The organism is Actinomycetospora sp. (assembly GCF_036497245.1).
GTDB lineage: Bacteria > Actinomycetota > Actinomycetes > Mycobacteriales > Pseudonocardiaceae > Actinomycetospora.
Genome location: NZ_DASXJS010000268.1, coordinates 1 through 24,621 on the forward strand (window position 1 = coordinate 1; position 24,621 = coordinate 24,621).

The 24,621-nt window shown below is 71.3% G+C and carries 22 protein-coding genes and 2 pseudogenes; 10 read left to right on the top strand and 14 right to left on the bottom strand.

The window, feature by feature from the left end; all coding sequences use genetic code 11:
• A pseudogene (locus VGI02_RS27225) lies at positions 1–234 on the bottom strand (aminotransferase); the annotation flags it as partial.
• Between the two features lie 283 nt (positions 235–517).
• The gene (locus tag VGI02_RS27230; RefSeq protein WP_331632883.1) at positions 518–1,138 is read right to left on the bottom strand and encodes a TetR/AcrR family transcriptional regulator; all 621 of its coding nucleotides are present in this window, start codon (positions 1,136–1,138) and stop codon (positions 518–520) included.
• A gap of 131 nt (positions 1,139–1,269) precedes the next feature.
• Here VGI02_RS27230 and VGI02_RS27235 point away from each other — a divergent pair, with 131 nt between their 5' ends.
• The 4 genes from VGI02_RS27235 (at position 1,270) to VGI02_RS27250 (ending at position 6,459) form a co-directional block, all read left to right on the top strand.
• The gene (locus VGI02_RS27235; RefSeq protein WP_331632885.1) at positions 1,270–2,205 is read left to right on the top strand and encodes a fumarylacetoacetate hydrolase family protein; all 936 of its coding nucleotides are present in this window, start codon (positions 1,270–1,272) and stop codon (positions 2,203–2,205) included.
• An 11-nt stretch (positions 2,206–2,216) separates the two neighbouring features.
• Entirely contained in the window at positions 2,217–3,182 is a 966-nt protein-coding gene (locus VGI02_RS27240; protein ID WP_331632887.1) for an MBL fold metallo-hydrolase, read from the top strand.
• Between the two features lie 28 nt (positions 3,183–3,210).
• A complete protein-coding gene (locus VGI02_RS27245) occupies positions 3,211–4,338 on the top strand; it encodes a cobalamin-independent methionine synthase II family protein (protein ID WP_331632889.1) in 1,128 nt (375 codons plus the stop codon).
• 129 nt (positions 4,339–4,467) lie between these two features.
• On the top strand, positions 4,468–6,459 hold the full coding sequence (locus VGI02_RS27250) for an AMP-binding protein (protein WP_331632891.1): 1,992 nt from the start codon (positions 4,468–4,470) through the stop codon (positions 6,457–6,459).
• Positions 6,460–6,507: 48 nt separating this feature from the next.
• On the opposite strand, the gene VGI02_RS27255 is transcribed toward VGI02_RS27250, so the two are convergent.
• Positions 6,508–7,284, bottom strand: a complete 777-nt coding sequence (locus VGI02_RS27255; RefSeq protein ID WP_331632893.1) for a FadR/GntR family transcriptional regulator — start codon at positions 7,282–7,284, stop codon at positions 6,508–6,510.
• 126 nt (positions 7,285–7,410) lie between these two features.
• On the opposite strand from VGI02_RS27255, the gene VGI02_RS27260 reads away from it, so the two are divergent.
• The 4 genes from VGI02_RS27260 to VGI02_RS27275 are packed head-to-tail and all read left to right on the top strand — an operon-like array spanning position 7,411 to position 11,586.
• Positions 7,411–8,577 carry an acyl-CoA dehydrogenase family protein gene (locus VGI02_RS27260; RefSeq protein WP_331632895.1) on the top strand — a complete coding sequence of 389 codons (1,167 nt, stop codon included), beginning with the start codon at positions 7,411–7,413 and terminating at the stop codon, positions 8,575–8,577.
• Positions 8,577–9,806 carry an acetyl-CoA hydrolase/transferase family protein gene (locus VGI02_RS27265; protein WP_331632897.1) on the top strand — a complete coding sequence of 410 codons (1,230 nt, stop codon included), beginning with the start codon at positions 8,577–8,579 and terminating at the stop codon, positions 9,804–9,806. Before VGI02_RS27260 ends, VGI02_RS27265 begins: the two co-directional genes overlap by 1 nt.
• Positions 9,803–10,726 carry a hydroxymethylglutaryl-CoA lyase gene (locus VGI02_RS27270; protein WP_331632899.1) on the top strand — a complete coding sequence of 308 codons (924 nt, stop codon included), beginning with the start codon at positions 9,803–9,805 and terminating at the stop codon, positions 10,724–10,726. The genes VGI02_RS27265 and VGI02_RS27270 overlap by 4 nt, the downstream gene beginning before the upstream one ends.
• Positions 10,727–10,761: 35 nt before the next feature.
• Positions 10,762–11,586, top strand: coding sequence for an enoyl-CoA hydratase/isomerase family protein (locus VGI02_RS27275; protein ID WP_331632900.1), 825 nt, complete (start codon positions 10,762–10,764; stop codon positions 11,584–11,586).
• Positions 11,587–11,599: 13 nt separating this feature from the next.
• Here VGI02_RS27275 and VGI02_RS27280 read toward each other — a convergent pair whose 3' ends face one another.
• From VGI02_RS27280 to VGI02_RS29210, 3 genes and pseudogenes are all read right to left on the bottom strand, one after another.
• The gene (locus VGI02_RS27280) at positions 11,600–12,523 is read right to left on the bottom strand and encodes an SDR family oxidoreductase (protein ID WP_331632902.1); all 924 of its coding nucleotides are present in this window, start codon (positions 12,521–12,523) and stop codon (positions 11,600–11,602) included.
• Between the two features lie 93 nt (positions 12,524–12,616).
• Positions 12,617–12,931 carry a hypothetical protein gene (locus VGI02_RS27285; RefSeq protein ID WP_331632904.1) on the bottom strand — a complete coding sequence of 105 codons (315 nt, stop codon included), beginning with the start codon at positions 12,929–12,931 and terminating at the stop codon, positions 12,617–12,619.
• Positions 12,932–13,338: 407 nt separating this feature from the next.
• A pseudogene (locus VGI02_RS29210) lies at positions 13,339–13,488 on the bottom strand (hypothetical protein); the annotation flags it as partial.
• A 598-nt stretch (positions 13,489–14,086) separates the two neighbouring features.
• Between VGI02_RS29210 and VGI02_RS27290 the strand changes: the two are divergent.
• Complete coding sequence (locus VGI02_RS27290) at positions 14,087–16,360, top strand: Nal1-like putative serine protease (RefSeq protein ID WP_331632906.1); 2,274 nt, start codon at positions 14,087–14,089, stop codon at positions 16,358–16,360.
• Positions 16,361–16,574: 214 nt separating this feature from the next.
• A complete protein-coding gene (locus tag VGI02_RS27295) occupies positions 16,575–16,877 on the top strand; it encodes a hypothetical protein (RefSeq protein WP_331632908.1) in 303 nt (100 codons plus the stop codon).
• Positions 16,878–16,932: 55 nt separating this feature from the next.
• Here the strand turns inward: VGI02_RS27295 and VGI02_RS27300 are convergent, their stop codons facing one another.
• The 8 genes from VGI02_RS27300 to VGI02_RS27335 all read right to left on the bottom strand — a co-directional run bounded on the left by VGI02_RS27300 (position 16,933) and on the right by VGI02_RS27335 (position 24,169).
• A complete protein-coding gene (locus tag VGI02_RS27300) occupies positions 16,933–17,301 on the bottom strand; it encodes a histone-like nucleoid-structuring protein Lsr2 (RefSeq protein WP_331632910.1) in 369 nt (122 codons plus the stop codon).
• 129 nt (positions 17,302–17,430) lie between these two features.
• Entirely contained in the window at positions 17,431–18,084 is a 654-nt protein-coding gene (relB, locus tag VGI02_RS27305) for a type II toxin-antitoxin system RelB family anti-toxin (protein ID WP_331632911.1), read from the bottom strand.
• Positions 18,081–19,262 (bottom strand): NAD(P)/FAD-dependent oxidoreductase, encoded by a 1,182-nt coding sequence (locus tag VGI02_RS27310; RefSeq protein ID WP_331632912.1) that lies wholly within the window; start codon positions 19,260–19,262, stop codon positions 18,081–18,083. Before VGI02_RS27310 ends, relB begins: the two co-directional genes overlap by 4 nt.
• Entirely contained in the window at positions 19,255–20,586 is a 1,332-nt protein-coding gene (locus VGI02_RS27315) for an FMN-binding glutamate synthase family protein (protein ID WP_331632913.1), read from the bottom strand. Before VGI02_RS27315 ends, VGI02_RS27310 begins: the two co-directional genes overlap by 8 nt.
• On the bottom strand, positions 20,586–21,290 hold the full coding sequence (locus VGI02_RS27320; protein WP_331632915.1) for a glutamate synthase: 705 nt from the start codon (positions 21,288–21,290) through the stop codon (positions 20,586–20,588). Before VGI02_RS27320 ends, VGI02_RS27315 begins: the two co-directional genes overlap by 1 nt.
• The gene (locus tag VGI02_RS27325; protein ID WP_331632916.1) at positions 21,278–22,156 is read right to left on the bottom strand and encodes a class II glutamine amidotransferase domain-containing protein; all 879 of its coding nucleotides are present in this window, start codon (positions 22,154–22,156) and stop codon (positions 21,278–21,280) included. The genes VGI02_RS27320 and VGI02_RS27325 overlap by 13 nt, the downstream gene beginning before the upstream one ends.
• A gap of 26 nt (positions 22,157–22,182) precedes the next feature.
• A complete protein-coding gene (gene glnT, locus VGI02_RS27330; protein WP_331632918.1) occupies positions 22,183–23,565 on the bottom strand; it encodes a type III glutamate--ammonia ligase in 1,383 nt (460 codons plus the stop codon).
• Positions 23,566–23,803: 238 nt separating this feature from the next.
• Positions 23,804–24,169: an STAS domain-containing protein gene (locus tag VGI02_RS27335; RefSeq protein WP_331632920.1), complete on the bottom strand. Its 366-nt coding sequence runs from the start codon at positions 24,167–24,169 to the stop codon at positions 23,804–23,806.
• Positions 24,170–24,621 lie beyond the last annotated feature (452 nt).

The window sequence follows — 24,621 nt, forward strand, 5'->3', positions numbered from 1 at the left end:
CTCGGCGAACGCCTCGCGCAGGGTCGGCAGCCCCGCCTGGGCGGCGTAGGCGGCCCCGCGGGGATCGTGCGCGACCGCGACGACGTGGTCGACGACCTCGGGCGCCGGCGGGTAGGCCGGTGCGGCCTGGGCGAGATCGAGCAGCGGGGCCCGTCCCGCCCGGCCGGGGAGGCGGGCATAGGCGGTGCCCACCGGCGAATCGATCCCCGCGGCGACGCGGTCGGACAGGCGCACCGGCCCAGGATGCCGGAACGCGGACCGGTGTGGAGCACCCTCGCCTGCCTGCCGATCTGCGGGCACCGATCGACAGCACGTCCTATGCTGGAGCGATGACGGCGTTCGGCGGCATCTTCGGCTCCCCCGAGCTCGAGGGTGTCGAGGGGTCCGAGGACAGCGGTCAGCGGGCCCGGGTCGTGGGACTCGACCTCGACAGCGGCGTCGTCCGCGTGCGGGCGGCCCGTTCCGGGGGCCCGGAAGCGCAGCACCCCACGGACCTGTCCTCGGACGACCGTCCCGATCAGCCCTCCAGTGCCCCGGAGAGCACGGTGTCGAGGACGGCGGCGAGCTCGGCGTCGAGCCGGAACGGCTCCGGCTCGAGGTGGATCCACCGCACGACCGCGGAGTAGTAGCCGAGGGCGAGCAGCCGGCCGATCTGGGCGGCGTCGGTGCTCGGGCGGAGGCGCTCTCCGCTCGCGGTGACCAGCGCGGCGAGGTCGCGGCCCAGGGTGTGGCCGAGGAAGACGTCGCTGTTGTTCAGCGACAGCGTCATGAGGGCTCTCGTCTCGCGGCGCGTCTCCCGGTTCACCTCGGCGAGTGCGGCGAAGTAGCGCTCGAGGACCTCGCGCAGCGAGCGGCCGGCGTGGTCGGGATCCCCGATCGCGCGGGCGGCCCGCTGCCGCCGGCGCAGCGCCCACTCCTCGAGGAAGGCGGCCTTGCGGGGGAAGTGGTTGAACACCGTCGTGCGCCCGAGGTCCGCCCGTGCCGCGATGTCGTCCATCGACGTCCGGTCGAACCCGTGCTCGACGAACAGGGCGATGGCCGCGTCGTAGACCCGGTCACGGCGCTCCTGGCGCTTGCGGGTCCGCGCGCTGAGGGTCGGGCGCACCTCGAGATCCGTCGTCGGTGCCTGCGCATCCATCCCGATCAGTAGAGCAGACGAATCCGTACCCGGGTCTTGATTCACGTCACACACCGCTCTAGCGTTTTCGACGAACGTGTACCCGAGTACGGGTTCGGCGTCGATCAACGTGGAGGAACGCCGTGAAATGGGTGACGTACGAGAGCGCGGCGGGCCCGCGGACCGGGCTCCTCTCCGACGGCGGCGTGCACGGGCTGCCGGCCGACGTCTCGCTCCTCGCGCTGCTGGGCGACGACGGGTCGAGGCTCGCCGAGGCAGGCGAGGCGGCCCGGTCGCGTCCCGTCGAAATCCGCCCGCTCGACGAGGTGCGGTTGCTCGCCCCGATCCCTCGCCCCCCGGCCATCCGCGACGGGCTATGCTTCCTCGACCACCTCCGCGGCTGCTACCGCGCCCTGGGACGCCCCCCGGAGTTGCACCCCGCGTGGTCGCAGGCGCCCGCGTTCTACTTCGGGAACCCGGCGGCCGTCATCGGTCCGTACGACGACGTCCCCATCGCGCCGGGCTGCCGGTGGTTCGACTTCGAGCTCGAGGTCGGGGCCGTGATCGGCCGCGCCGGCCGCGACCTCCACCCGGCCACCGCCGCCACCCACATCGCCGGCTTCACGTTCTTCAACGACTGGAGTGCCCGCGACCACCAGATGCGGGACATGGCGCAGGGCATCGGTATGGGCAAGGCCAAGGACAGTGCCATCACGCTCGGACCGTCCCTGGTCACCGTCGACGAGCTGGAGCCCCTCCGCGACGGGCCCGGGTTCAGCGTCGAGGTCGCGGCCACCGTCAACGGCCGGGAGATCGCCAAGGGCTCGCTGGCGGGCATGGACTGGAGCTGGGGCGAGCTGCTCGCCTACCTCTCCCGCGGTACCGAGCTGCGGCCCGGGGACGTGATCGGGTCCGGCACGGTGCCGGGCGGGTGTCTGCTCGAGCACGTCGACACCACCGATCTCGACGCCTTCACCGGCTGGCTCGCCCCCGGCGACGTCGTCTCCCTGTCCTCGCCCGCGCTCGGCGAGACCCGCCAGACCGTCCGCCCGGCCACCCCGATGACGCTCCTGCGCACCGGCTACTGACAGGAGTGGTGATGAGCACCCTCGACTACCGCAAGGGACACCACGACCTCGGGGACGGCTGCCACGCGTGGCTCCAGCCGGACGGCAGCTGGGGCTGGAGCAACGCCGGTCTCATCACGGGCTCCGGCGAGTCCCTGATGGTCGACACCCTGTTCGACCTGCCACTGACCCGGGAGATGCTCGAGGGCCTCCGCCCGGTCACCGACCGGTATCCCCTGCGCACGCTGGTCAACACCCACTCGGACCCCGACCACGTCAACGGCAACGAGCTGCTCGCCGCGCGCGACGTCGAGATCCTCGCTTCGGCCGCGGCGGCCGAGCTGATGACCCAGGAGGCCCTCGACGCCGTCGCGAAGGTGAAGCACCTGCCCGGCACGTTGGGTGACTTCGCCCGCCACATCTTCGGGCCGTTCGAGCTCGAGGGGGTCACGGCCACCGGGCCCGACCGCACCTTCACCGGCGAGGAGAGCGTCGACGTCGGCGGCCGCGAGGTGCGGCTGATCCAGGTCGGCCCGGCGCACACCCCGGGTGACGCGCTCGTCCACGTCCCCGACGCCCGCCTGCTCTACGCCGGCGACGTCCTGTTCGTCGGCGGCACGCCGATCGCCTGGGCCGGGCCGATCGGCCGCTGGATCGCCGCGCTCGACCTCGTCCTCGACCTGGACGTCGGGACGATCGTGCCCGGCCACGGCCCGGTCAGCGGGAAGCCCGAGGTCTCGGTGATGCGCGAGTACCTCGTCACCGTCGAGGCGCAGGCCTGCCGGCGGTACGAGGAGGGACTCGACGTCGACGCGGCGATCGCCTCGATCGACCTCGGACGCTTCGCCGACCTCCCCGAGCACGGACGCCTCGCGCAGAACGTGCTCAACGTCTACCAGCAGCTCGACCCCACCGTCCCCCGTCCGGACCGCCTCACCGTGCTGACGAAGATCGCCGCGCTGGAGGGCTTCGACCCGGCGCAGGTCACGACCTCCTGACCCGGTCACGAGAACAGGAACCGCAGCGATGACGAGCGTGCGCACCACCCACGTGGGCAGCCTGCCCCGCCCCGAGTCCCTGGTCCGCCTGATGTACGACCACCAGGAGGGCCGGGGCGACCCCGCCGAGCTCGAGGCCGCGGTCGGCGACGCCGTGCACGACGTCGTCGCGATGCAGCACACCGCCGGGATCGACGTCGTCTCCGACGGCGAGATGGGCAAGCCGGGCTTCGTCAACTACGTGCGCGAGCGCCTCGGCGGCTTCGGCGGGCAGGCCCCGCCGTGGAGCATCGACGACCTCGACGCCGCCCCGGAGCTGGCCGTCGCGCAGTACGGCGGCGAGGCGGGCGCGCACATCATGCCGGCGAACTGCGAGGGCGCGGTCACCTACGAGGGTGCCGCCGCGGTCGCCCGCGACATCGAGACCCTGAAGCTCGCGCTGGACAAGACCGGCCACGACGAGGCCTTCGTCCCCGCCGCCTCGCCCGGCTGTATCGCGACCGGCAGCCCGAACCTGCACTACCCCGACTACGACAGCTACCTCGACGCGCTCGCCGACGCGATGGCGCACGAGTACCGCGCGATCGTCGACGCCGGACTGCTGCTCCAGCTCGACTGCCCCGACATCCCGATGGCCGGGCACACCGCCTTCTGGTGCCGCGACGAGGTCTCCCGGCGCGGGCTGGTCGGCTTCGCCGAGCGCCACGTCGCCGCGATCGACCGGGCGCTCGAGGGCATCGATCCCTCACGGGTGCGCCTGCACCTGTGCTGGGGGAACTACGAGGGGCCGCACCACCTCGACGCGCCCCTGGCCGAGCTGCTCCCCACCGTCCTCGCCGGGCGTCCCACGATGATCTCGTTCGAGGCTGCCAACCCCCGCCACGAGCACGAGTGGGAGGACGTCCGCGACCTCCCGGTGCCCGACGACGTGGTCCTGATGCCCGGCGTCGTGGACACCCTCAACAACATCGTCGAGCACCCGCGCCTCATCGCGCAGCGTCTCCAGCGCTACGTCGACGTCGTCGGTCCCGACCGCGTGATCGGCAGCACCGACTGCGGGTTCGGCACGTTCGTCGGCTTCGGCCGGGTGGGCGCCCAGGTCGCGCAGATGAAGCTGCGGGCCATGGCCGAGGGAGCGGCTCTCGTCCGGGCGTGATCGACGCGGAGCGACAGCGCCACCCCGCCCGAGCAACGTGCGGCACCTGTCTTTGGTCTGACCGATAGCATATTATCGGCGGCGCAACGTCGTCGCCGAGCGGGTGCTCGGCCTACCGAGGAGCTGAGCATGTCGCCGTCGGACGACCCCACCGACTACGTCTGGTCGCCGAGCCGGGAGTACGTGGAGAGCGCGAACGTCACGCGCCTCGTGCGCCGTCAAGGTCTGCGGGACATCGAGGAGCTGCGAGCCCGGTCGGTGGCCGACGTCGCCTGGTACTGGGGCGCGGTCGTCGAGGACCTCGAGCTGCCGTTCTCGACGCCCTACCGGGCGGTGCTCGACGTCTCCCGCGGTGTCTCTGACCCGGACTGGTACCTGGGCGGCCGGTTGAACGTCGTCGACGCCTGCGTGTCCCGGTGGGCGGGCGATCCCGAGGCCCGGGACCGGGTCGCCGTGGTCCACGAGATCGAGGACGGCACCGTCGTCCGGCTCACCTTCGCCGAGCTCGACGAGCAGGTCGCCCGGGCGGCGGCGGGCCTGCGTGCGCTGGGGATTCGGCGCGGCGACGCGGTGGCCGTCTACCTGCCGATGTCGCCCGAGGCGGTCGTGACCTTCTACGCCGCCGCGCGTCTCGGCGCCGTCGTGGTCCCGCTGTTCTCCGGGTTCGCGGCCGGCGCGATCGCCGCCCGCCTCGACGACGCGGAGGTCCGCGCCGTCGTCGTCGCCGCGGACTCGGTGCGCCGCGGACGGAGGGTGGCGATGCTCCCGCCGGTGCGCGAGGCCGCGCAGCGCTGCCCCTCGGTGCGGCACCTCGTCGTCGTCGGAGCGGAGGTCGTCGAGCCGCGCGATGGCGACGGGCCCGAGGAGACCCGCTGGCCCGACCTCCTCGAGCACGCACCCGACCCGCGCCCCGCGGAACCGATGGCGAGCACGGACACCCTGCTGCTCGCCTACACCTCGGGCACGACCGGCCGGCCCAAGGGCGCGGTGCACACCCACGCCGGTTTCCTGGTCAAGACCGCCAGCGAGGTGGCCTACTCCTTCGACCTCGGTCCCGGAGGTGTCTTCTGCTGGATCACCGACATGGGCTGGATCATGGGCCCGCTCTCGATCGTCGGTACCCACGCCAACGGGGGGACGGTGGTGCTCTACGAGGGCTCGCCGGACGTGCCGGGCCCGGAGCGGCTCTGGGAGCTCGTCGAGCGGCACCGGGTGACCATGCTCGGGGTGTCGCCGACCCTGATCCGCACGCTGCGCGCCCGGGCCGCGGGCGCCGGTGACCACGATGTCTCCTGCGTCCACACCATCGGATCCACCGGCGAGCCGTGGGACGCCGAGTCCTACGCGTGGCTGGCCCGCGACGTCTTCGGCGGCCGGGTCCCGATCATCAACTTCTCCGGCGGCACCGAGATCGGGGGGTCGTTCCTCGCGCCGTACCCGGTGGAGCCGATCCGCAGCTGCTCGCTGGGCGGTCCGTCACTGGGGATGGACGTGGACGTCGTCGACGCCGACGGGAACCCCGTCCGCGGACGGACCGGGGAGCTGGTGTGCCGACAGCCCTGGCCGGCCATGACCCGGGGAATCTGGCGGGACCGCGAGCGCTACCTCGAGGCGTACTGGTCGACCTTCCCCGGGATGTGGCGTCACGGTGACCACGCCCGGGTCGACCCGGACGGGCAGTGGTTCCTCCTCGGCCGCTCGGACGACGTCGTCAACGTGGCAGGCAAGCGCCTCGCGCCGGCGGAGGTGGAGGCGGTGCTCATCACGCACCCCGCCGTGGCGGAGGCCGCCGTCGTCGGCGTCCCGGATGCGACGAAGGGGGAAACGGTCTGGGCGTTCTGGGTGCCGCGGGCCGGCGTGGACTCCGACGGGGACCTGGCTCCGGTCTCGTCGCGGCTGGGCGAGATGGTGGCGCAGGAGCTCGGCAAGCCCTTCGCGCCGAGTCTCGTGCGGGCCGTCGCGGAGCTACCCAAGACGCGCTCGGCCAAGATCATGCGGCGTGCGGTGCGTGCCGCGGCGTTGGGGGAGGAGCCCGGGGACCTGTCCGGCGCCGAGAACCCCGGCGCCGTCGAGGTGATCCGTGCGGCCGTGCACGTCGACGCCGTGAATGCGCGCGGGTGATCGCGACAGGCCGGTGGTGGTGACGTCGGACGGCGGAGTGCCGTCGCCTCAGGCGTCCTCGTCCTCGTCGTCGTGGTCCGGCAGGGTGATCGCGGTCCGGTCCTCGACCTCGAGCGCCGCCTGGGCGTAGGCGTGCACGTGCCTGCCCATCCGGCGCGCGGCCGCGTCCGCGTCCCGGTCCTTGATCGCGCGCGTGACCGAGCGGTGGGCCTTCACCGTGAGCGTGCGGATCTCTTCGTTGACGAAGCCCTCGTTGCGGGTGGTCGTGTAGATCGCCCGCGACAGCGCGATCATGATGCCGGTGAGGATCTCGTTGTGGCTCGCCGTCGCGACGGCGACGTGCCAGTCGACGTTGGCCTCGAGGAACGCATCGAGGCTGCCGCTCGAGGCGATCGCCTCGTTGGCGGCCTCCAGTCGGCGCAGGTCGGCCGGGACGCGGTGGAGCGCGGCCAGCCGGGCACACGACGGCTCGATCGCCTCGCGGGTCTCGTGGACCGACGCGAGGCGGATCTGACGGCCGCGGATGAGCAGCTCGAGCGAGTCGGCCACCGAGTCCTCGCCGGGATGCTGGACGAACGCGCCGCCTGCCCGTCCGGCCTTGATCCTGATCAGGCCCTGCACCTCGAGGATGCGCAGGGCCTCACGGACGGTGGCGCGGCTCATCCGGGTCTGGACCACGAGCTCGCGCTCGGGCGGCAGCGGCGTGCCCTCCGGGTACTCCCCGGAGAGGATCCGCTCGCGCAGCTCGGTGGCCAGTACGTCGGACGCCTTGGGGACCTGCATGGGCGACAGCCGGATCGACGGCCGGGCCTCGTTCGAGGTCATGCGCCTGCTCCGCTCTGGCCTACTAAAGGTCAGACCTAATCTAGCAGTCGCGAGCCCTTCTCGGGGGTCTCCTCATTTGGTCAGGCCTTTGATACGTTCGGGCCGAAGAACCCATGGAGGTGTGCGGTGGATTTCGCTCTCACGGACGACCAGGAGACGATCCGCAAGGCGGTCGCGGAGCTCGCCGGGAAGTTCGGCGACGAGTACTGGATGGAGTGCGACCGCGACCATCGCTTCCCCTCCGAGTTCTACGACACGCTGGCCGCGGGGGGATGGCTGGGGATCACCTCGCCCGAGGAGTACGGCGGGCACGGGTTCGGCATCACCGAGGCCTGCCTGCTCATCGAGGAGGTCGCCAAGTCCGGCGGCGGGATGAACGCCGCCAGCGCCATCCACCTGTCGATCTTCGGCATGCATCCGGTGATCAAGCACGGCTCCGACGAGCTGAAGGCGCGCACGATCCCGCGGATCGTGAACGGTGACCTGCACGTCTGCTTCGGGGTCACCGAGCCCGAGGCCGGGCTGGACACCACCCGCATCACGACGTTCGCGAAGCGCGAGGGTGACCACTACCGCGTCAACGGCCGCAAGGTGTGGATCTCCAAGGCGCAGGAGTCCGAGAAGATCCTGCTGCTCACGCGGACGCAGAAGGTCGACGAGGTCGCCAAGAAGACCGACGGCATGACGCTGTTCCTCACCGATCTCGACCGGTCCCGCATCGACATCCGCGCCATCCCCAAGATGGGCCGCAACGCCGTCTCGTCGAACGAACTGTTCATCGACGACCTCATGATCCCCGTCGAGGACCGGGTGGGCGAGGAGGGCAAGGGGTTCACCTACATCCTCGACGGCCTGAACCCCGAGCGGATGCTCGTCGCCGCGGAGGCGCTCGGGCTCGGACGGGTCGCCCTCGACCGGGCGGTGCGCTACGGCAACGACCGGGAGGTCTTCGGGCGGCCGATCGGGAAGAACCAGGGACTCCAGTTCCCCCTGGCCGACTCGCTGGCCCGGCTCGACGCGGCCGAACTGGTCCTGCGCAAGGCGACCACGCTCTACGACGCCGGGCAGCAGTGCGGGCGCGAGGCCAACACCGCGAAGTACCTGTGCGCGGACGCGGGCTTCGAGGCCGCCGACCGCGCGCTGCAGACCCACGGCGGCATGGGCTACTCCGAGGAGTACCACGTGTCGCGGTACTTCCGGGAGGCGCGGCTGCTCAAGATCGCGCCGCTGAGCCAGGAGATGGTCCTCAACTACCTGGGCTCGCACGTCCTCGGTCTGCCCCGCAGCTACTGATGCTCGACCTGACCCCGTACGTCCGGTCCGGGGACGGCGTCTGGTGGAGCCAGGCCGGCGCCGAGGCCGTGCCGCTGGTCGACGCGCTGCTCGACCAGGTCGGCGGTATCGGCCCGGTGCGCGCCTTCTGCGGGCTCACGTTCAACCGCAGGCTGCGCGACCTCCCGCCCGAGCTCGCGCTGACCTCCTACGGGGCGATGGGGGAGCTGCGTGCGGCGAGCGTGGCCGGCCGGCTCGACATCGTGCCCGCGCACTACTCGGTGCTGCCCCGCCTCTTCGCCGAGCGCCGGCTGCCCGGTGACGTGGGGCTCGTCCAGGTCGCGCCCCCGGGAACCGATGGTCGGTGCTCGCTGGGCATCGGCGCCGACTACGCCGCCGACGCGGTGCGCCACAGCCGCGTGCTCCTCGCCGAGATCAACCACCGCATGCCGGCCACCGCAGGCACCGAGGGCATCCCGCTCGAGCGCTTCGCGGCCGTCGTCGAGACCGACCGCCCGCTGCCCGAGGCGCCGGACCGCGCGCCGGACGCCGTCGACGAGGCGATCGCGGCCCACGTCGCCGGGCTGGTCTCCGACGGCGACACCCTCCAGCTCGGGGTCGGCGCCCTGCCGACCGCGATCCTCGACGGCCTCGCCGGGCACCGCGACCTCGGTGTGCACTCCGGAATGATCACCGACGGGGTGCTCCGCCTGGTGGAGAAGGGCGCGGTCACCGGGGCCCGCAAGGAGATCGACCCGGGGGTCGTCGTCACCGGCGCGGCCCTGGGCAGCGCGGAGCTCTACGCGCGCCTGCCGGAGATGTCGGTCGCGTTCCGCCCGGCCAGCTACACCCACGCCCCCGCCGTGCTCGCCCGCCTCTCCCGGCTGGTCGCGGTCAACTCCGCGCTCGAGGTGGACCTCACCGGGCAGGTCGGGGCGGAGGTCGCGGCCGGGCGCTACCTCGGCGGGGTCGGCGGGCAGGCCGACTTCTCCGGCGCGGCCACCCGGACCGGGGCCTGCTCGATCATCGCGCTGCGCGCCACGGCGGGCGGCGCGTCCACGATCGTCCCCGCCCTGGGCGGCGGAGCGGTCACCACGGCTCGCGCCGACGTCGACGCGGTCGTCACCGAGCACGGGGTCGCGTGGCTGCGAGGCGTTCCGCTCCCGGAGCGCGGACCCCGGCTCGCCGCGATCGCGGCACCCGAACACCGAGAGGCGCTCTACCGGGCGCAGAGGGAGGACCACCGATGACCAGGCCGAACGCAGTGCACATCCGGGAGGTCGGGCCCCGCGACGGGTTCCAGAACGAGCCCGAGCGCATCCCCACCGACGACAAGATCCGTCTCATCGAGGCGTTGGCGCGGGCGGGGTTCACCCGCATCGAGGTGGCCAGCTTCGTGCGGCCCGACGTGATCCCGCAGCTCGCCGACGGCGTCGAGGTGCTGCGTCGGATCGACGTGCCCGACGCCGTGCGGCGCATGGTGCTCATCCCCAACACCAAGGGGCTCGACAACGCGCTCGCCGTCCGCGACACCTTCCAGGAGGCGGCGATCTTCGTCAGTGCCTCCGAGACCCACAACCGCAAGAACGTCAACCGCACGGTCGACGAGACCATGGCCGACAACGCCGTGATGGCGAAGCGGATCCGCGCCGAGGGGCTCGGGTGCGCCGCGGTCGTCGCCACCTCGTTCGGCTGTCCCTACGAGGGCCGGGTCCCGCTGGAGCGGGTGCTCGATCTCGCCGAGGGCTTCGCCGAGGCCGGGGCCACCGAGATCGGTTTCGGTGACACCACCGGGATGGCCAACCCCGCCTATGCCGGCGAGTTCTTCTCCGCCGCCCTCGAGCGGCTCCCCGACGTCGAGGTCACCGCGCACTTCCACAACACGCGCGGCCAGGGCCTGGCCAACGCCTACGCCGCGCTCGAAGCGGGGTGCACCAGCTTCGAGTCCAGCTTCGGTGAGCTCGGCGGCTGTCCCGTCCCGAAGGGCTCCACCGGCAACATCGCCACCGAGGACCTGGTGAGCATGTTCCACGAGATGGGTGTGGAGACCGGGCTCGACCTGCCTGCCGTGATCGATGCCGCGCGCGAGGCCCAGCAGGTGCTCGGCCGGACCCTGACCAGCCACTCCCTGGTGGCCGGGCCCGTCGACTGGCATCTCGCCGACGCCTGAAGCCCGAGACGCGAGAGCTGCGAGAGGAACCACCCATGACCGAGCACGACGGCACGGCGGACACCGGCTGGACGACGCTGCGCCTCGACCGGCCCCTGGCCGGAGTCGTCGTCCTGACCCTGGATCGCCCCGACCGGCTCAACGCCATGACCGACACCATGTTCCGCGAGCTCGAGACGGTCGCGCTGGCCCTCGATCGGGCGGAGGGGCTGCGGGTCCTGGTCGTGACCGGCGCGGGGCGCGCGTTCTGCGCGGGCTACGACCTCGCCGACGCGGAGAAGCTGACCTCGCTCGGCGCCATGGGGATGCTCGATCTGCAGGAGCGCGCCGCACGGGCGCTCGCGGCGCTGCGCTCGATCCGGGTGCCGGTGATCGCCGCGGTCAACGGTGCCGCCGCCGGTGGGGGTCTGTCGCTCTCGCTCGCCGCCGACATCCGCCTGGCCGCTCCGACCGCCAAGTTCAACGCCGCCTTCGTCCGGATCGGGCTCTCGGCGGGGGACCTGGGTGCCTCGTGGCTGCTCACCCGGCTGATCGGCCCGGCCGCCACGGCCGAGTTCGTCTACACCGGCCGTCTCATGGAGGCCGCGGAGGCCGAGCGCACCGGCCTGGTCAACCGCCTGGTCCCCGCGGACGAGCTCCTCGACGCGGCCGTCGAGATGGCGGGTCTCATCTGCGCCAACTCGCCCGGCGGGGTCCAGCTCTCGAAGCGTGCCCTGCAGGCCAACATGGAGATCGGCTCCTACGCCGCCGCCCTCGAACTGGAGAACCGGGGACAGGCCCTGCTGACCCGGGCCGAGGACATGCCCGAGGCGCTCGAGGCCTTCCGGCATGGGCGCGCGCCGGTGTTCACCGGCCGCTGAGCGCCTGGCCGGACTACGAGCCGGGCTGCTCCTCGGCCCGCTGTGCCTTGCTCGCGGCGGTCGCGGCGCGGCTCTTCTCGCGCGCCTCGGCCCAGTCCTCGTCGGAGAGCGAGGTCAGGCCCGCGAACGTGCCGGGCCCGGCCAGCATCTGGCCGCCGTCCATCGCGATGGTCTGCCCCGTCAGGTACTCGCAGGCGTCGGAGAGCAGGAACATCGTCAGGTTGGCCAGCTCGTCGATGGTGCCGGTCCGGCCCATCGGGATCTGGTCGGCCTGGGTGGCCCCGACGGAGCTCTTGTCGGTCGGGTTGAGCATGTCCCACGCGTAGTCGGTGGGGATCGGTCCCGGGGCCAGGGCGTTGAGCCGGATCCCGTGACGGCCCCATTCCACGGCCAGCGACATCGTCATCGAGTGCACCGCGGCCTTGGCCATCGCCGAGGGGGTGACGAAGGCCGAGCCGGTCCACACCCACGTGGTCAGGGTGGAGAGCACGCTGCCCGGCAGCCCGGCGGCGATCCAGCGGCGGCCCGCCGCGTGCGTGGTGTGGAAGCTGCCCTTCATCACCGTCGAGGTGACGGCATCGAACGCGCGCGGGCTCAGCGACTCCGTCGGGGCGATGAAGTTGGCGGCGGCGTTGTTGAGCACCCCGGTGAGAGCCCCGTGCCGCTCCCAGAGCTCGCCCATCGTGGCGTCGACGGCGTCCCCGTCGCGGACATCGACGGTCTGCACGTGGACCGAGCCGGGGCGGGACGTGGAGGCCTCGGCGGCGGCCTCCTCGAGCACGCCAGCGCGCCGGCCCCACAGATGCACCTCGGCGCCGTGGTCGACCAGGTGGCGGGCGACGCCACGCCCGAGGCCGGTCCCCCCGCCGGTGATGAGGATGCGCTTGCCCGCCAGCAGGTCGGGCGCGAAGGGGCTCTTCTTCCCCGGAACACTCATGTCGGCTCCTCCGGCCCGGCCGCCATCGACCCGGCTCGTGCTGGCTGTTTTGGCCTGACCTTCATACCATCGACCAAAGCCGCCTGGGGAGGGCTACCGCTCCCGCTCGAGGTGAGCGCGGACGGCGTCGCCCTCCTCGCTGAGCCAGCCCTTCGTCCGGGCGTACGCGAGCATGCCGTCGAAGTCGGCGTCCCAGCCCTCCGGAACCCGCCCCGCGGCGAGACGACGCAGGGTCGCCACTGGGATCATCACGTGAGCGCCGTCCTCTGAGAGCTCGCCGGCGTCGTTCTCGGCGAGCACGGCGGCCAGCCTCTCCTGGGTCAGCCGCTGCCGGTAGGAGGCGTAGAGGTCGGTGACCACCTCGGGCAGGCGGAGCGCGACGCCGTCGTCGGCAATGGCCAGGTACATGGGTGTTCCTCCGGGTTCGCGGTCAAGTCTCTGCTCGGCCCACATCCTCTCGGATCTCAGCCTGGCGGGCGCGCGAACGACGGGCTGCTCCGACCGGGGGTCGGCGTCGACGAGCCGGACGTCGGCGGCAGGCGTGGTGCGGTCAGGTCGGGGCGTCGCGTGCGCGATCGACGAGGTGGCGGAGAACGGCGGAGGTCTTGGTCGACTGCGGCGCCGAGGGTCCAGCGCTCCGCCCGCAGCTCGAGCTCGCCGTCGTGGGGCACGTGGGTCCAACGGATGGCGCCTACCGGTCCGAGCACGGTGAGAGACGGCGAGGACGTGGCTGCTGCCCGTCCAGTCCTCCTGGGCCTCGAGCTCGTCACCGGACTGCTTGCGATTCAGTGCCCCGGTCAGTGCACCGGGCTCGATCATTCCCCCACCTCGGTTCCCGCAGCACGCTGAGCGCCGTTCCAGAACGCATTGTCCAGGCGAACGTCGAAGTGCACCGATGACACCAGCTCCAGTCCAGTACCGTCGACGCTCTCACGCTTGAAGACGTCGCGAGAGAACTGGTAGGTCTTCTCGCCCCCTCGAAGGCCTCGTTCACCGCCGAATCCTTCGCGGCGGAGGCATTGTCGGACCGCTCGAGATCGCTTGACAGGTCAGGTCGGCGACGTCGACCCCGAGGCGCCGCAGCTCCGGCGTGAGCGCCGCCCGTCGTGCGCGGATGGCCGCCGGGTCGCCAGTGACCGCAGAGCGGATTCGCGGAGCTCTCTGCTGCTGCGCTCCTCGGCGATTCGGGACAGGATATTCGGCGGAATGATCGACCACACGCTCGTCGGACGGGACGCCCTCATGATGACCCCCAGATTCGACTGACCAGGTCATGATCGCGCGAGCGGTGTTTCAGCGGTAGATCCGTTCTGGTGACGGCACCTACGAACAACTGCGTATCGCGGAAGCGGAGTAGCTCGGAATCTCGCGCTGCGTCACTGATCCGCAACGGGCGACGAGGCCCCGGAGACGGGCGCCGTTCGATGCGTCTCCGATGACTATCAGTGTGTGATCGCGCACTGGTTCACGACGGAGTAGATCCTCTGCTGCTCTTCATGGCTGACGCGCCTTTCACCCCTCGACCGGGGGGAGCAGAGTACGTGGGATCGACAGGGGGATGTCATGAACTCAGAGTCGGCCGTCGGGCATCGATCCTCGGCGATTTCGGATACCGCCGGATTCGAGGGGCTGTCGCTCGCCGACGTGTTGGATGCGCGTGACGCCTACCACGTACATCTGGTCCGTCAGCGTCACGTGGTCGCGACGGCGGTCGGTCGCTACCTGGTGCGAAGCGATGACACCGACCGGACCGACGACGGTGGTCCACTGGGATTGACCGGGCGATTGGCGTTGCGACCAGGTGAGAGGCCCGCCCGGACGCTGGAGAATTCCGGTGTCCGGCCGTGGTCGTGGCCGTGTGTCCTCGTGTTCGTCGACGAGTGGATGGACGCCGAGGAGATCCGGGATGCGCCGGATCAGATGGTTCCCCGGCGGCTCTATCTTCCGGACGGGCGAATGATCCCCACCTGCGTGGTGTACACGCCCGGTGTGCCGACCGAGCACGATGAGCTCCCGGCTGTCCTGAGCTTTCCGAGCGCGTTGGCCGGCGGTGGCTACGCTTGTCTGACAGAGGTGCAGGGAGAACAGCGCGTCGGGTCGATCGGGTGCGTGGTCACCGATGGCGTGCGCACCTACGCGCTGACCAACCGGCATGTCGCCGGAAGGGCGGGTCAGGCGATCACCACCATGGTGGGTGGGGCAGAGATCCCGCTGGGGTCGGCCGCGGGACGGTCGGTCGACCGGGTGCCGTTCGAGCGTGCCTATCCGGGGTTGGCGGCTCGACGGACCGAGATCGCCGTCGATGCCGGACTGATCGAGATCGACGACGTCAATCAATGGACGACGCAGATCTTCGGTATCGGGCAGCTCGGCTCCATGGTCGACCTCGGCCCCGAGACGCTGAGCCTCGGGCTGCTCGGCCAACCGGTCCGGGCATTCGGTGGTGCATCGGGACTGATGCGTGGCGAGGTCACAGCACTCTATTACCGGTACCACACCCGCAATGGGATCGAGTATCTCGCGGACGCCATCGTCGGACCACGTGCCGGTCAGCTGGTGACGCCGACCCGCCCCGGCGATTCGGGGACGCTGTGGGTCCTGGACGACGACCTCGGTCATCAGTCGGATGTTCCTCGCGAGAACGCCGTCGCAGGGCGCAACCGGATCGGCGCTCAGGTGCCCACGGTTCGGCCGCTCGCGCTGCAGTGGGGAGGCCATCGATTCGCCGGGGCCACCGGCACCAGGACCACCCCGTACGCCTTGGTCAGCTTTCTCAGCACCGCATGCAGGGCGCTGGACGTGGAGCCGGTCGAGAGCTGGCACGCCGATCACGACCTCTACTGGGGCGAGGTCGGCCACTACACGATCGGTGCGCGTGCCTGCGACCTCGTCCAGCCGGCCGCGCTCCGGAAGTTCTTCGTCGCCAACCGCACCCGGATCTCGTTCGACCTCGCGGCGCTGGCGGCCGGGGACTACAAGACCGGGGACAAGGACGTCTTCCACCCTCTGGCAGACGTCCCCGACACGGTCTGGAAGGCGCGCAAGCGCGGATGGATGCGCGGGAAAGAGGGACCCAATCACTTTGCAGACATGGACGATCCGGTCTCCGATGCCGATCCACGCACGCTCATGTCGATGTTCGAGTCCGATCCGAAGAGTGTCGACCCGAAGATCTGGGACGATTTCTACTCCTCGAAATCGGTGCCGCCCAACCACCGCGGGCTCCTGCCCTTCCGGGTAGCGCAGCTGTACCGCGTCATGGTGGAGGCCCTCACCGACGGAGCGACCACGACTGCCCTGGCGGCGGCAGGAGTCATGGCCCACTACGTCGGCGACGCGTGCCAACCCCTGCACGCCTCACGGTGGCACGACGGCCGTATACCCTCGGAGAAGGGTGTGCATTCCGACTATGAAACCGCGATGGTCACCGACCAGCGCGCCGCGATCGCGGCGGGCCTCGACGCCACCCTCGGCACGGCAGCACCGACGGACACCATCTCCGGTCATCATGTCGCAGCGATCACCGTCGTCGAACTGATGCAGCGGACGATCACGCGACTGTCCCCGGACGCGCTCATCGATGCATGGGTCACGACGGACCAGGACAGCATCCCCGGACACAGCGAAGAACTGTGGCGCCTGGTCGGGACGCCGACCATCGAATGCATCGCAGACGGGTGCCGGACACTCGCCATGCTCTGGAGCAGTGCATGGCGGGAAGCCAAGGCCAAGGCGCCGGCCGCGAATCCCGTGGGCGCTGGCGACCTGCGATCCCTCTACCTGGATCCTGCGTTCGCGCCGTCCGTCTATCTTCCGGAGCACATCGCGGACTGGTAGAGATCGTGATGGGTCGGCGGACGAGGCGTGCAAACGCGCTGCTTTTCCACCAACGAATGCGCCGCCCGAGTGAAAGCTCTGGGCCGAAAGGCTGGTACTACACCCGAGATGTCCCGGAAGGTGTAAGACCGCCCGTGAGGCGATGGGCTGGCAGTGGGGGGCCGACGGTATGAGGAATTCAACGTTGGGCGATTGGCTTCGTGGCCTGGTCACCGTGGCGGCGATCCTGATCGCCGTCTACTGGCTCAGCGTCGTTGCCGGCTATCTGTCGGCCCCGACCGTCAAAGATCCACAGGGTAACATCATCGACCCGTACGCCCGGTCGAAAGACATCCTGCTGCTCGTTTTTCCCCTCGTCACGATCGTGTTCGGATACTGGTTCGGGCAGCAGGGTAAAGAAACCGCCGAGAAAAAGGCTGATGATGCGGGCCGCAAACTGAACTCCGTACTCGACGCTGCAGATCCCGGACTGCTGCAGAAGGCCAAGAGCAACAGTCCGGGGACCTTTACCGAGTAGACCCGCGCCCGGCCGGGACCGATCAGACGCCGAGTAATATGGTCGTTCTCGAGGCTCAGTGGGCCTTGTGGTAGGCCTCGGTGACCTCGGCGGGGATGCGGCCGCGTTCGGAGACGGTCATGCCCTGGCGGCGGGCCCATTCCCGGATGGCCTGATTCTGCTCGCGGTCGACGCTCGCGCGCCCGGAAGGGCGGGACGAGCCGGTTGCGCTGTTCGGACGCGGAGCCGATCGGCCGGTGCGGCGGCGGCCGGCGAGGCGGCGCGCGTGGGCCACGTAGTCGGCGAGGGCGTCGCGCAGGTTCGCGGCGTTCGCGTCGGAGAGGTCGATCTCGTAGGTGGCGCCGTCGACGCCGAATTCGACGGTCTCGTCGGCCTCGGTCTGGTCGAGGTCGTCGACCAGGGACACCGTGGTGCGTTGTGCCACAGAGCGGCTCCGATCATTCGGGGGGTGGGTGCGCCCCCGAGTGTAGAGCGACGGGAATGGTCGACGCGCACTCACGGGGAACCACCGATGGCTGATGCGCAGAATCCACGAGGTCGCGGACGTGGGTGACTACTCGTCGTCCGGGGCGACGCCGTCGTCGCCGTGGGCGAGAACGGACAGGAAGCGGATGGGGAGTTCGACGAGCTCCTGCGGCCCGTGGAGACCCTCGCCGTCGAGCTGGAGGGCGTCGCCCGGGCGCATGGTGTAGCTCGACTCGCCGTGGGCGTAGACCATCACGCCCTCGAGCATGTAGAGCAGCTCGTGACCGGGGTGCTGGAAGAGGGGGAACTCCTCGCTCTGCTCGGTGAGCGTGACCAGGTGTGCCTCCTGTCGCTTGTGCGGGCCGCGCAGGGACCCCAGGAGCGTGTAGTCGTGGCCCACCCTGGTTCCTCGGGCGACGATCCGCGGACCGGAGCCGGCGGGCGTGAACACCGCCTCCCGCTCCACGTCGGCACCGCGGAAGAACGAGGTGACGGGCACGTCGAGGGCGTCGGCCAACCGCGCGAGGGTGGTGAGGCTGCACGAGGTCTGGGCGTGCTCGATCTTCGAGAGCATCGGCTTGGAGATGCCGGTCCGGACCGCCATCTCGGCCAGGGTGGCGCCGGACTCCTGGCGGATGTGGCGGACCCGCGCGCCGATGGCGCGCTCGAGCCTGCCCTCCTGGGACCGTGGCGAGCCGACCTCGCGGGCCGCCGGACCGTGGTCCTCGATCGGTGGCCTCACCGCATCTGTCCCGCGCCGACGTAGGGGTGGGGGCTACGGAGCAGAGCGCCCTCGGCGAACCGCGCGAGGCGGAAGTCCGTCTCCGGGATGTCGGAGTCACTGCTCCTTCCGTCGACGACGAGGTCGGCGGCGAGCCGCCCGACGGCGGGGGAGATCTTGAAGCCGTGCCCGGAGAAGCCGGCCGCGGCGACCAGGCCGTCGACTCCCTCGACCCGCGAGATGACCGGGTTGAAGTCGGGGGTGACGTCGTAGCAGCCGGCGTAGGTCGAGGAGATCGCCGGATCGGCCAGTCCGGGCAGGCGGGTCCCGACCTTCTCCACCGCGATGTCGATCGCCCGGGGGGTGGCCTGGTTGGAGTAGCGGTCGGGGTCGGCGGGCTCGAGCACCGAGAGATCCGAGTTCCCGAACAGCAGCTCGCCGGGCCCCTCTGGCCTGATGTACTGCAGCGAGATCAGGTCGGAGAACACCGGCACCGGCCCGAGGTCCTGACCGGGGTCGACGAGCACGATCTGCTCGCGATGGACGGTGATCGGCAGCTCGACCCCGTGGGCGGCGAGCAACGGCACCGACCACGGCCCCGCGGCGAGGACGACGTGGTCGGCGGCGATCTCCGTGCCGTCGGCGAGGGTGACGCCGGTGGCGCGGCCGCCCGCCGCGTTGATCGCGGTCACGGTGGTGCCCTGGCGCAGGCGCACACCGGCGCGGCGCGCGGCGGCGGAGAAGGCCTGAGCGGTCTGGTAGGCGTCGCCGTACCCGCCGCGTGCCTCCCAGGCGAAGGCCGCGAACGGGTCGAGGTCGGCGACCGGCCAGAGCTCGGCCACCTCGGAGACGTCGATGTCCTCGGTCTTCACCCCGACCGCGCGCTGGTCGGCCATGGAGGCGTGCAGGGCGTCGACGTTCTCGGGTCCCACGCCGACGACGTAGCCGGTCTGGTGGAACCCGACGTCCAGGCCGAGCACGTCCTCGGCGTTCTCGAAGACGTCGAGGCTGCGGGTGGCCATCGCCGCGAGCGAGGACACGCCGTAGTGGCAGCGCACGACGCCCGACGACTTGCCGGTACCGCCCGAGCCGACGGTGGCGCGCTCGACGATCTGCACATCGGTGACCCCGCGCCGTGCGAGCGCCCAGGCGGTGGAGCACCCCTCGAGGCCGCCGCCGATGATCACAACCTCAGGCATGCTTCCTCCCCGGGATCCAGTCGGTGCCCGCGAGCGGGACGCGGGCCATGGCGGCGGCCTCGATGGTCAGCGCGACGAGGTCCTCGGGCTCGAGGTGCCGCACGTGGGACTTGCCGCAGGCCCGCGCGATCGTCTGGGCCTCCATCGTCAGCACCCGCAGGTAGTTCGCGAGCCGCTTGCCGGCGAGGACCGGGTCGAGTCGCGCCGCGAGCTGGGGGTCCTGGGTGGTGATGCCTGCCGGGTCGCGCCCGTCCTGGAAGTCGTCGTAGTACCCCGCCGCCGAGCCGATGGCCTCGTACTCGGCGGTGTAGCGCGGGTCGTTGTCGCCCAGCGCGATCAGCGCCGCCGTGCCGATCGCCACCGCGTCGGCGCCCAGGGCCATCGCCTTGGCGACGTCGGCGCCGGTGCGGATACCGCCGGAGACGATCAGCTGGACGCCGTGCCGGTGCAGGCCGAGCTCCTGGAGCGCAGCCACCGCCTGCGGGATCGCGGCGAGCGTGGGGATGCCGACGTGCTCGATGAACACTTCCTGGGTCGCGGCGGTGCCTCCCTGCATGCCGTCGACGACGACGACGTCGGCCCCGGCGGCGACCGCGAGCTTCACGTCGTAATACGTCCGGGTGGCGCCGACCTTGACGTAGACCGGCTTCTCCCAGTCGGTGATCTCGCGCAGCTCGAGAATCTTGATGGCGAGATCGTCCGGGCCCGTCCAGTCCGGGTGCCGGCAGGCGCTGCGCTGGTCGATGCCCGCGGGCAGCGTCCGCATCCCGGCGACCCGATCGGAGATCTTCTGGCCGAGCAGCATCCCGCCGCCGCCGGGCTTGGCGCCCTGCCCGAGCACGACCTCGATCGCGTCGGCCTTGCGCAGGTCGGTGGGGTTCATGCCGTAGCGGCTGGGCAGGTACTGGTACACGAGGGTCGCGGACTGGCCGCGCTCCTCGGTCGTCATGCCGCCGTCACCGGTGGTGGTCGACGTGCCGACCTCGCTGGCGCCCCGGCCGAGGGCCTCCTTGGCCTGGCCGGAGAGCGCACCGAAGCTCATGCCCGCGATCGTCACCGGGGTGTCGAGATGCAGCGGATACGTCGCGTGGCGGTCGCCGAGCACGACGTCGGTGTCGCAGCGCTCGCGGTATCCCTCGAGCGGGTAGCGCGACATCGAGGCGCCGAGGAACAGCAGGTCGTCGAAGTGCGGGACGGCACGCTTGGCGCCCCAGCCGCGGATGTCGTAGACGCCGGTGTCGGCGGCGTGCCGGATACCGGCGATGGTGGCGCGGTCGAAGGTGGCCGACTCGCGGAGTCCGCGTTCGGCGGGGGACGCGGTCATCAGTAACTCCCCGAGTGCTCGGCATGGAAGTGGTAGAGGCGGCGTGCGGAGCCGTAGCGGCGGAACTCCGCCGCGTCGTGCTCGAGGTGCGCGGCCGCGAGGAGCTCGGTGAGCTCGGCGCGGTGCTCGTCGCGCATCTCCTTCTCCACGCAGTCCGCGCCGAGGGGCCCGACCGTGCCGCGGACGTAGAGGCGGGCCTCGTAGATCGAGTCGCCGAGGCCGTCGCCGGCGTCGCCGCAGACCACCATCCGCCCGGCCTGGGCCATGAAGGCGCTCATCGGGCCGACGGAGCCGCCGACGACGATGTCGACGCCCTTCATCGAGATGCCGCACCGCATCGAGGCCGACCCCTCGATCACGAGCAGCCCGCCGTGCGCGGTCGCCCCGGCGGACTGCGACGCGTCGCCGGTCACGCGCACCGTTCCGGACATCATGTTCTCGGCGAGGCCGGTGCCCGCGTTCCCGTGGATCGTCACCGTGCCGCCGTCGTTCATGCCTGCCGCGTAGTAGCCGACGTGCCCGCGGACGTCGACCGTGATCCCGCTGTCGACGCCGGCGGCGACCGCGTGCGCGCCGCCGGGATTGAGGACCTCGTAGACCTTCGCTCCGGGTCCCCCGCCCACCCCGTGCAGCTCGGCGTTGAGCGTGCGGACGGGCGCGGAGGCGAGGTCGACGGTGCGGACCTCGTCGATCACCGGGTCCATGCGTAGACCTTTCCGGGCTCGGGCTCGTAGAGGCGGGCGGACTCGATCCCGGGCAGACCGGTGAGGGCGCGGAACTCCGAGGCCATGGCGACCCAGGCGTCGGTCTCGGCGATGACCGCGGGCTTGCAGGCGATCGGGTCGCGGACCACGGCGAACCCCTCCGCGCTGGTGACGAGGAGGGTGTAGAAGCCGTCGAAGGTCTCGCGCAGTGCGAGCAACGCCTTCTCGAGGTCCTCGCCCTGGGCCAGCCGCGAGGCGACGAAGCGGGCACCGACCTCGGAGTCGTTCTCCGAGTCGAAGTGCACGCCCTCGCGCTCGAGGTGGCGCCGGATGGTGGCGTGGTTGGAGAACGAGCCGTTGTGGACGAGGCACTGGTCGGGGCCGACCGAGAACGGGTGGCACCCGGCCGGGATCACGGCGGACTCGGTGGCCATGCGGGTGTGCGCGAGGCCCTGCCAGCCGTTCGCGTTCACCAGGTCGTAGGTCGCGGCCAGCTCCCGGGGGTGACCGGTGCCCTTGTAGACGGCGAGCTCGTGGCCCGAGCCGACGACGACCGCCGTCGGGAACGCGGTCGTCACGCGCGCCACGAGCTCGTCGATGCCGATCGGCGCCGCGACGATCGTGGTGTCACCGGCGGGCGTCACGAGCGCACCGTCGGCCGCGAGCCCGCTCGTCTCGGCGTCCTCGGGCAGGAGCACCGAGACGGTGGCGTACCCCTCGGGAGAGCGGCGACTGTCGCCGTAGACGGCGACCCCGGCGGAGTCGGGGCCGCGCTCGACGACCCCGCACAGCATGGAGTCCAGCAGCCGGCCGAGCTGCGGGTACAGCTCCGGATCACGCAGGTGGAGCCCGACGATCCCGCACACGGGCGTTCTCCTCTCGAGGTCGGGGCTCAGAAGGCGGTCAGGTAGCGGTCGTGCTCCCAGGAGCCGACCGTGCCGTGCCAGTCGAGGAACTCCTCGCGCTTGATGGTCGCGAAGTACTCCGCGACGCCCGGACCCGCGGCGTCGAGGGCTCCGGTGACCACCGGGTCGACGGCGAGGGCCTCGACGGCGTGCAGCAGCGTCGGCGGGAGCTCGCGGCGGTCCGCGGTGTGCTCGCCGCGGCCCGGCGCACCGGGGTCCACCTCGCGGGTGACCCCGTCGAGGCCGGCGCCGAGCGCCACCGCGAGGGCGAGGTAGGGGTTCGCGGCACCGTCGCCGCCGCGCAGTTCGATGCGGTTCCCGTCGGGGATGCGCACGAAATGGGTGCGGTCGTTGCCGCCGTACGTCGGCAGGCGGGGCGACCACGTCGCGCCGGACCGGGTGGTGGTGGCCCCGGTGCGCTTGTAGGAGTTCACCGTCGGGGCGAGGACGGCCTGCATGCCCGTGGCGTGTTCGAGGATGCCGCCGAGGAACCGGTACGCGAGCTCGGAGAGGCCGAAGCCGCGCGGGTCGTCGTCGTCCGGGAAGCGGGACGCGCCGTCGCGCCACAGCGAGAGGTGCAGGTGCATCCCGGAGCCGGTGCGGTCGGCGAACGGCTTGGGCATGAAGGTCGCGGTCATCCCGCGCTGCTCGGCGAGCACCGAGATCAGGTACCGCGCGGTGATGACGCGGTCGGCCGTGGTCAGCGCGTCGGCGTAGGCGAAGTTCTGCTCGAACTGCCCGTTGGCGTCCTCGTGGTCGTTGGCGTAGTTGCCCCAGCCCAGGGCGTTCATCGCCGTCGAGATGCCGGTGAGGTGGTCGTACATGCGGGTCAGCCCGCGGGCGTCGTAACAGGGACGTGCCTCGGTGTCCTTGACGTCGGCCGGGGCGAGGGCGCCGTCGTCGTCACGGCGGACCAGGAAGTACTCGATCTCGGCGCCGGCGAACAGCTCGAGCTGCTGGGCCTGGGCCCGGGCCAGCATGTTCTTGAGGATCACCCGCGGGGCGTAGGGCCACGGCTGCCCTTCGACGTGCGGGTCGCAGTGCACCAGCGCCAGGCCCTCCCGGACCCAGGGCAGCGGCGTGTAGCTGGCCAGGTCCGGCACGACGACCAGGTCCGGGTCGCTCGGCTGTTGCCCGATCGCCCCCACGGCGTAGCCGGCGAACCCGACACCCTCGTACTGCAGCTCGTCCGCGGACTCGACCGGGACGAGCTTCGCGCACGGCTTGCCGGTGAGGTCGACGAACATCGCGAGCAGGAACCGGACGCCGTCGGCCCGGGCCAGCTCGGCCAGCGACGGCTCGGCGACAGAGTCGACCGTGGTGGTGGGGACCTGTTCGGGCCGCGCCACGGAAGAGGCATCGATCGTCATCGTGGATCCCTTCGGGTCGTCGGACGAAACGTAATCTCTTCCGAGGAGATGTGGAAGCACGGCACCGCTCGCCGCCACGCTCGGACCGTGCTGGCCACGTTCGTCTCGAGCGGCGAGCTCGATGACATTCAGTCCCAGCTGCCGGCCGGGTTCGCGCCGTTGTTCGCCGGAGCACGACCGGGGATCGAGTGGACGTCCGACCCGACCCCTCGATCCCCACGGCGGGGCCTCGGCAGGGTCAGGTTGCGCCGGTGGCGGCGAGCCACCGGTGGGCTGCGGGCTCGGCAAGGCCGACCAGGTGAAACCCGACGCCGTCGGCGTTGGCGCGTTGGCGAGCCACCGTCAAGACGTCGATGCCCGCCTGATCACAGGCGTGCACCCGACTCACGTTGATCACGACCACGGTGGGTGCAGCGTCGAGCACGGCGTGCAGCCGCGCGCTGAGCACCGCGCTGTCGTTGCGCCCGATCGCGCCGGACACGGTGATCATGGTGCCGCCACCGTCGGCGGGGTCAAGGTGTCGGACCTCGATCGAGGCACAGTCGGGGACCACGCGGTAGGCGCGCTCCGGGTCAGGGTCGGTGTGAGATTCGGAGGTGGTCACGGGCACTCCAGCGGCACAGGCACGATGAGACGGTGCGCGGCTGGAACCTCAACCGAGGGCCGCGGCTACCCCGCCGCTCAGCGAGCCACACCACCGGCGATCGGATCGCCGGACCGGGCGAGCTGGCCCCGGGCGCCGGGCCCTTGCTCCGAGCTGTGAGGGCCCGGACGATCTGACCGGTGCGCTGACCTCCCTTCCTCGGAGTCCTGTCCGGGACTGGCCAGCGGTCGTGCTCGTCGTGCTCGGAGCCCTGTCATATTCCGGAGGGTGCTGAGGCTGGAGTCTCGCCACGGACAGCTTGACGAAACCTACAGCTACAGATACAAATATCCGTGCCAGTGACGTTCAGAGTTGCAGTGCGGTCTTGGAAGGAGTGACTGTCGTGCTGCTGAACTACGATCCGGGGGATGCGCTGCGTTCGCTGGACCGGGTGACCGGTCGGCGGGGCCAGG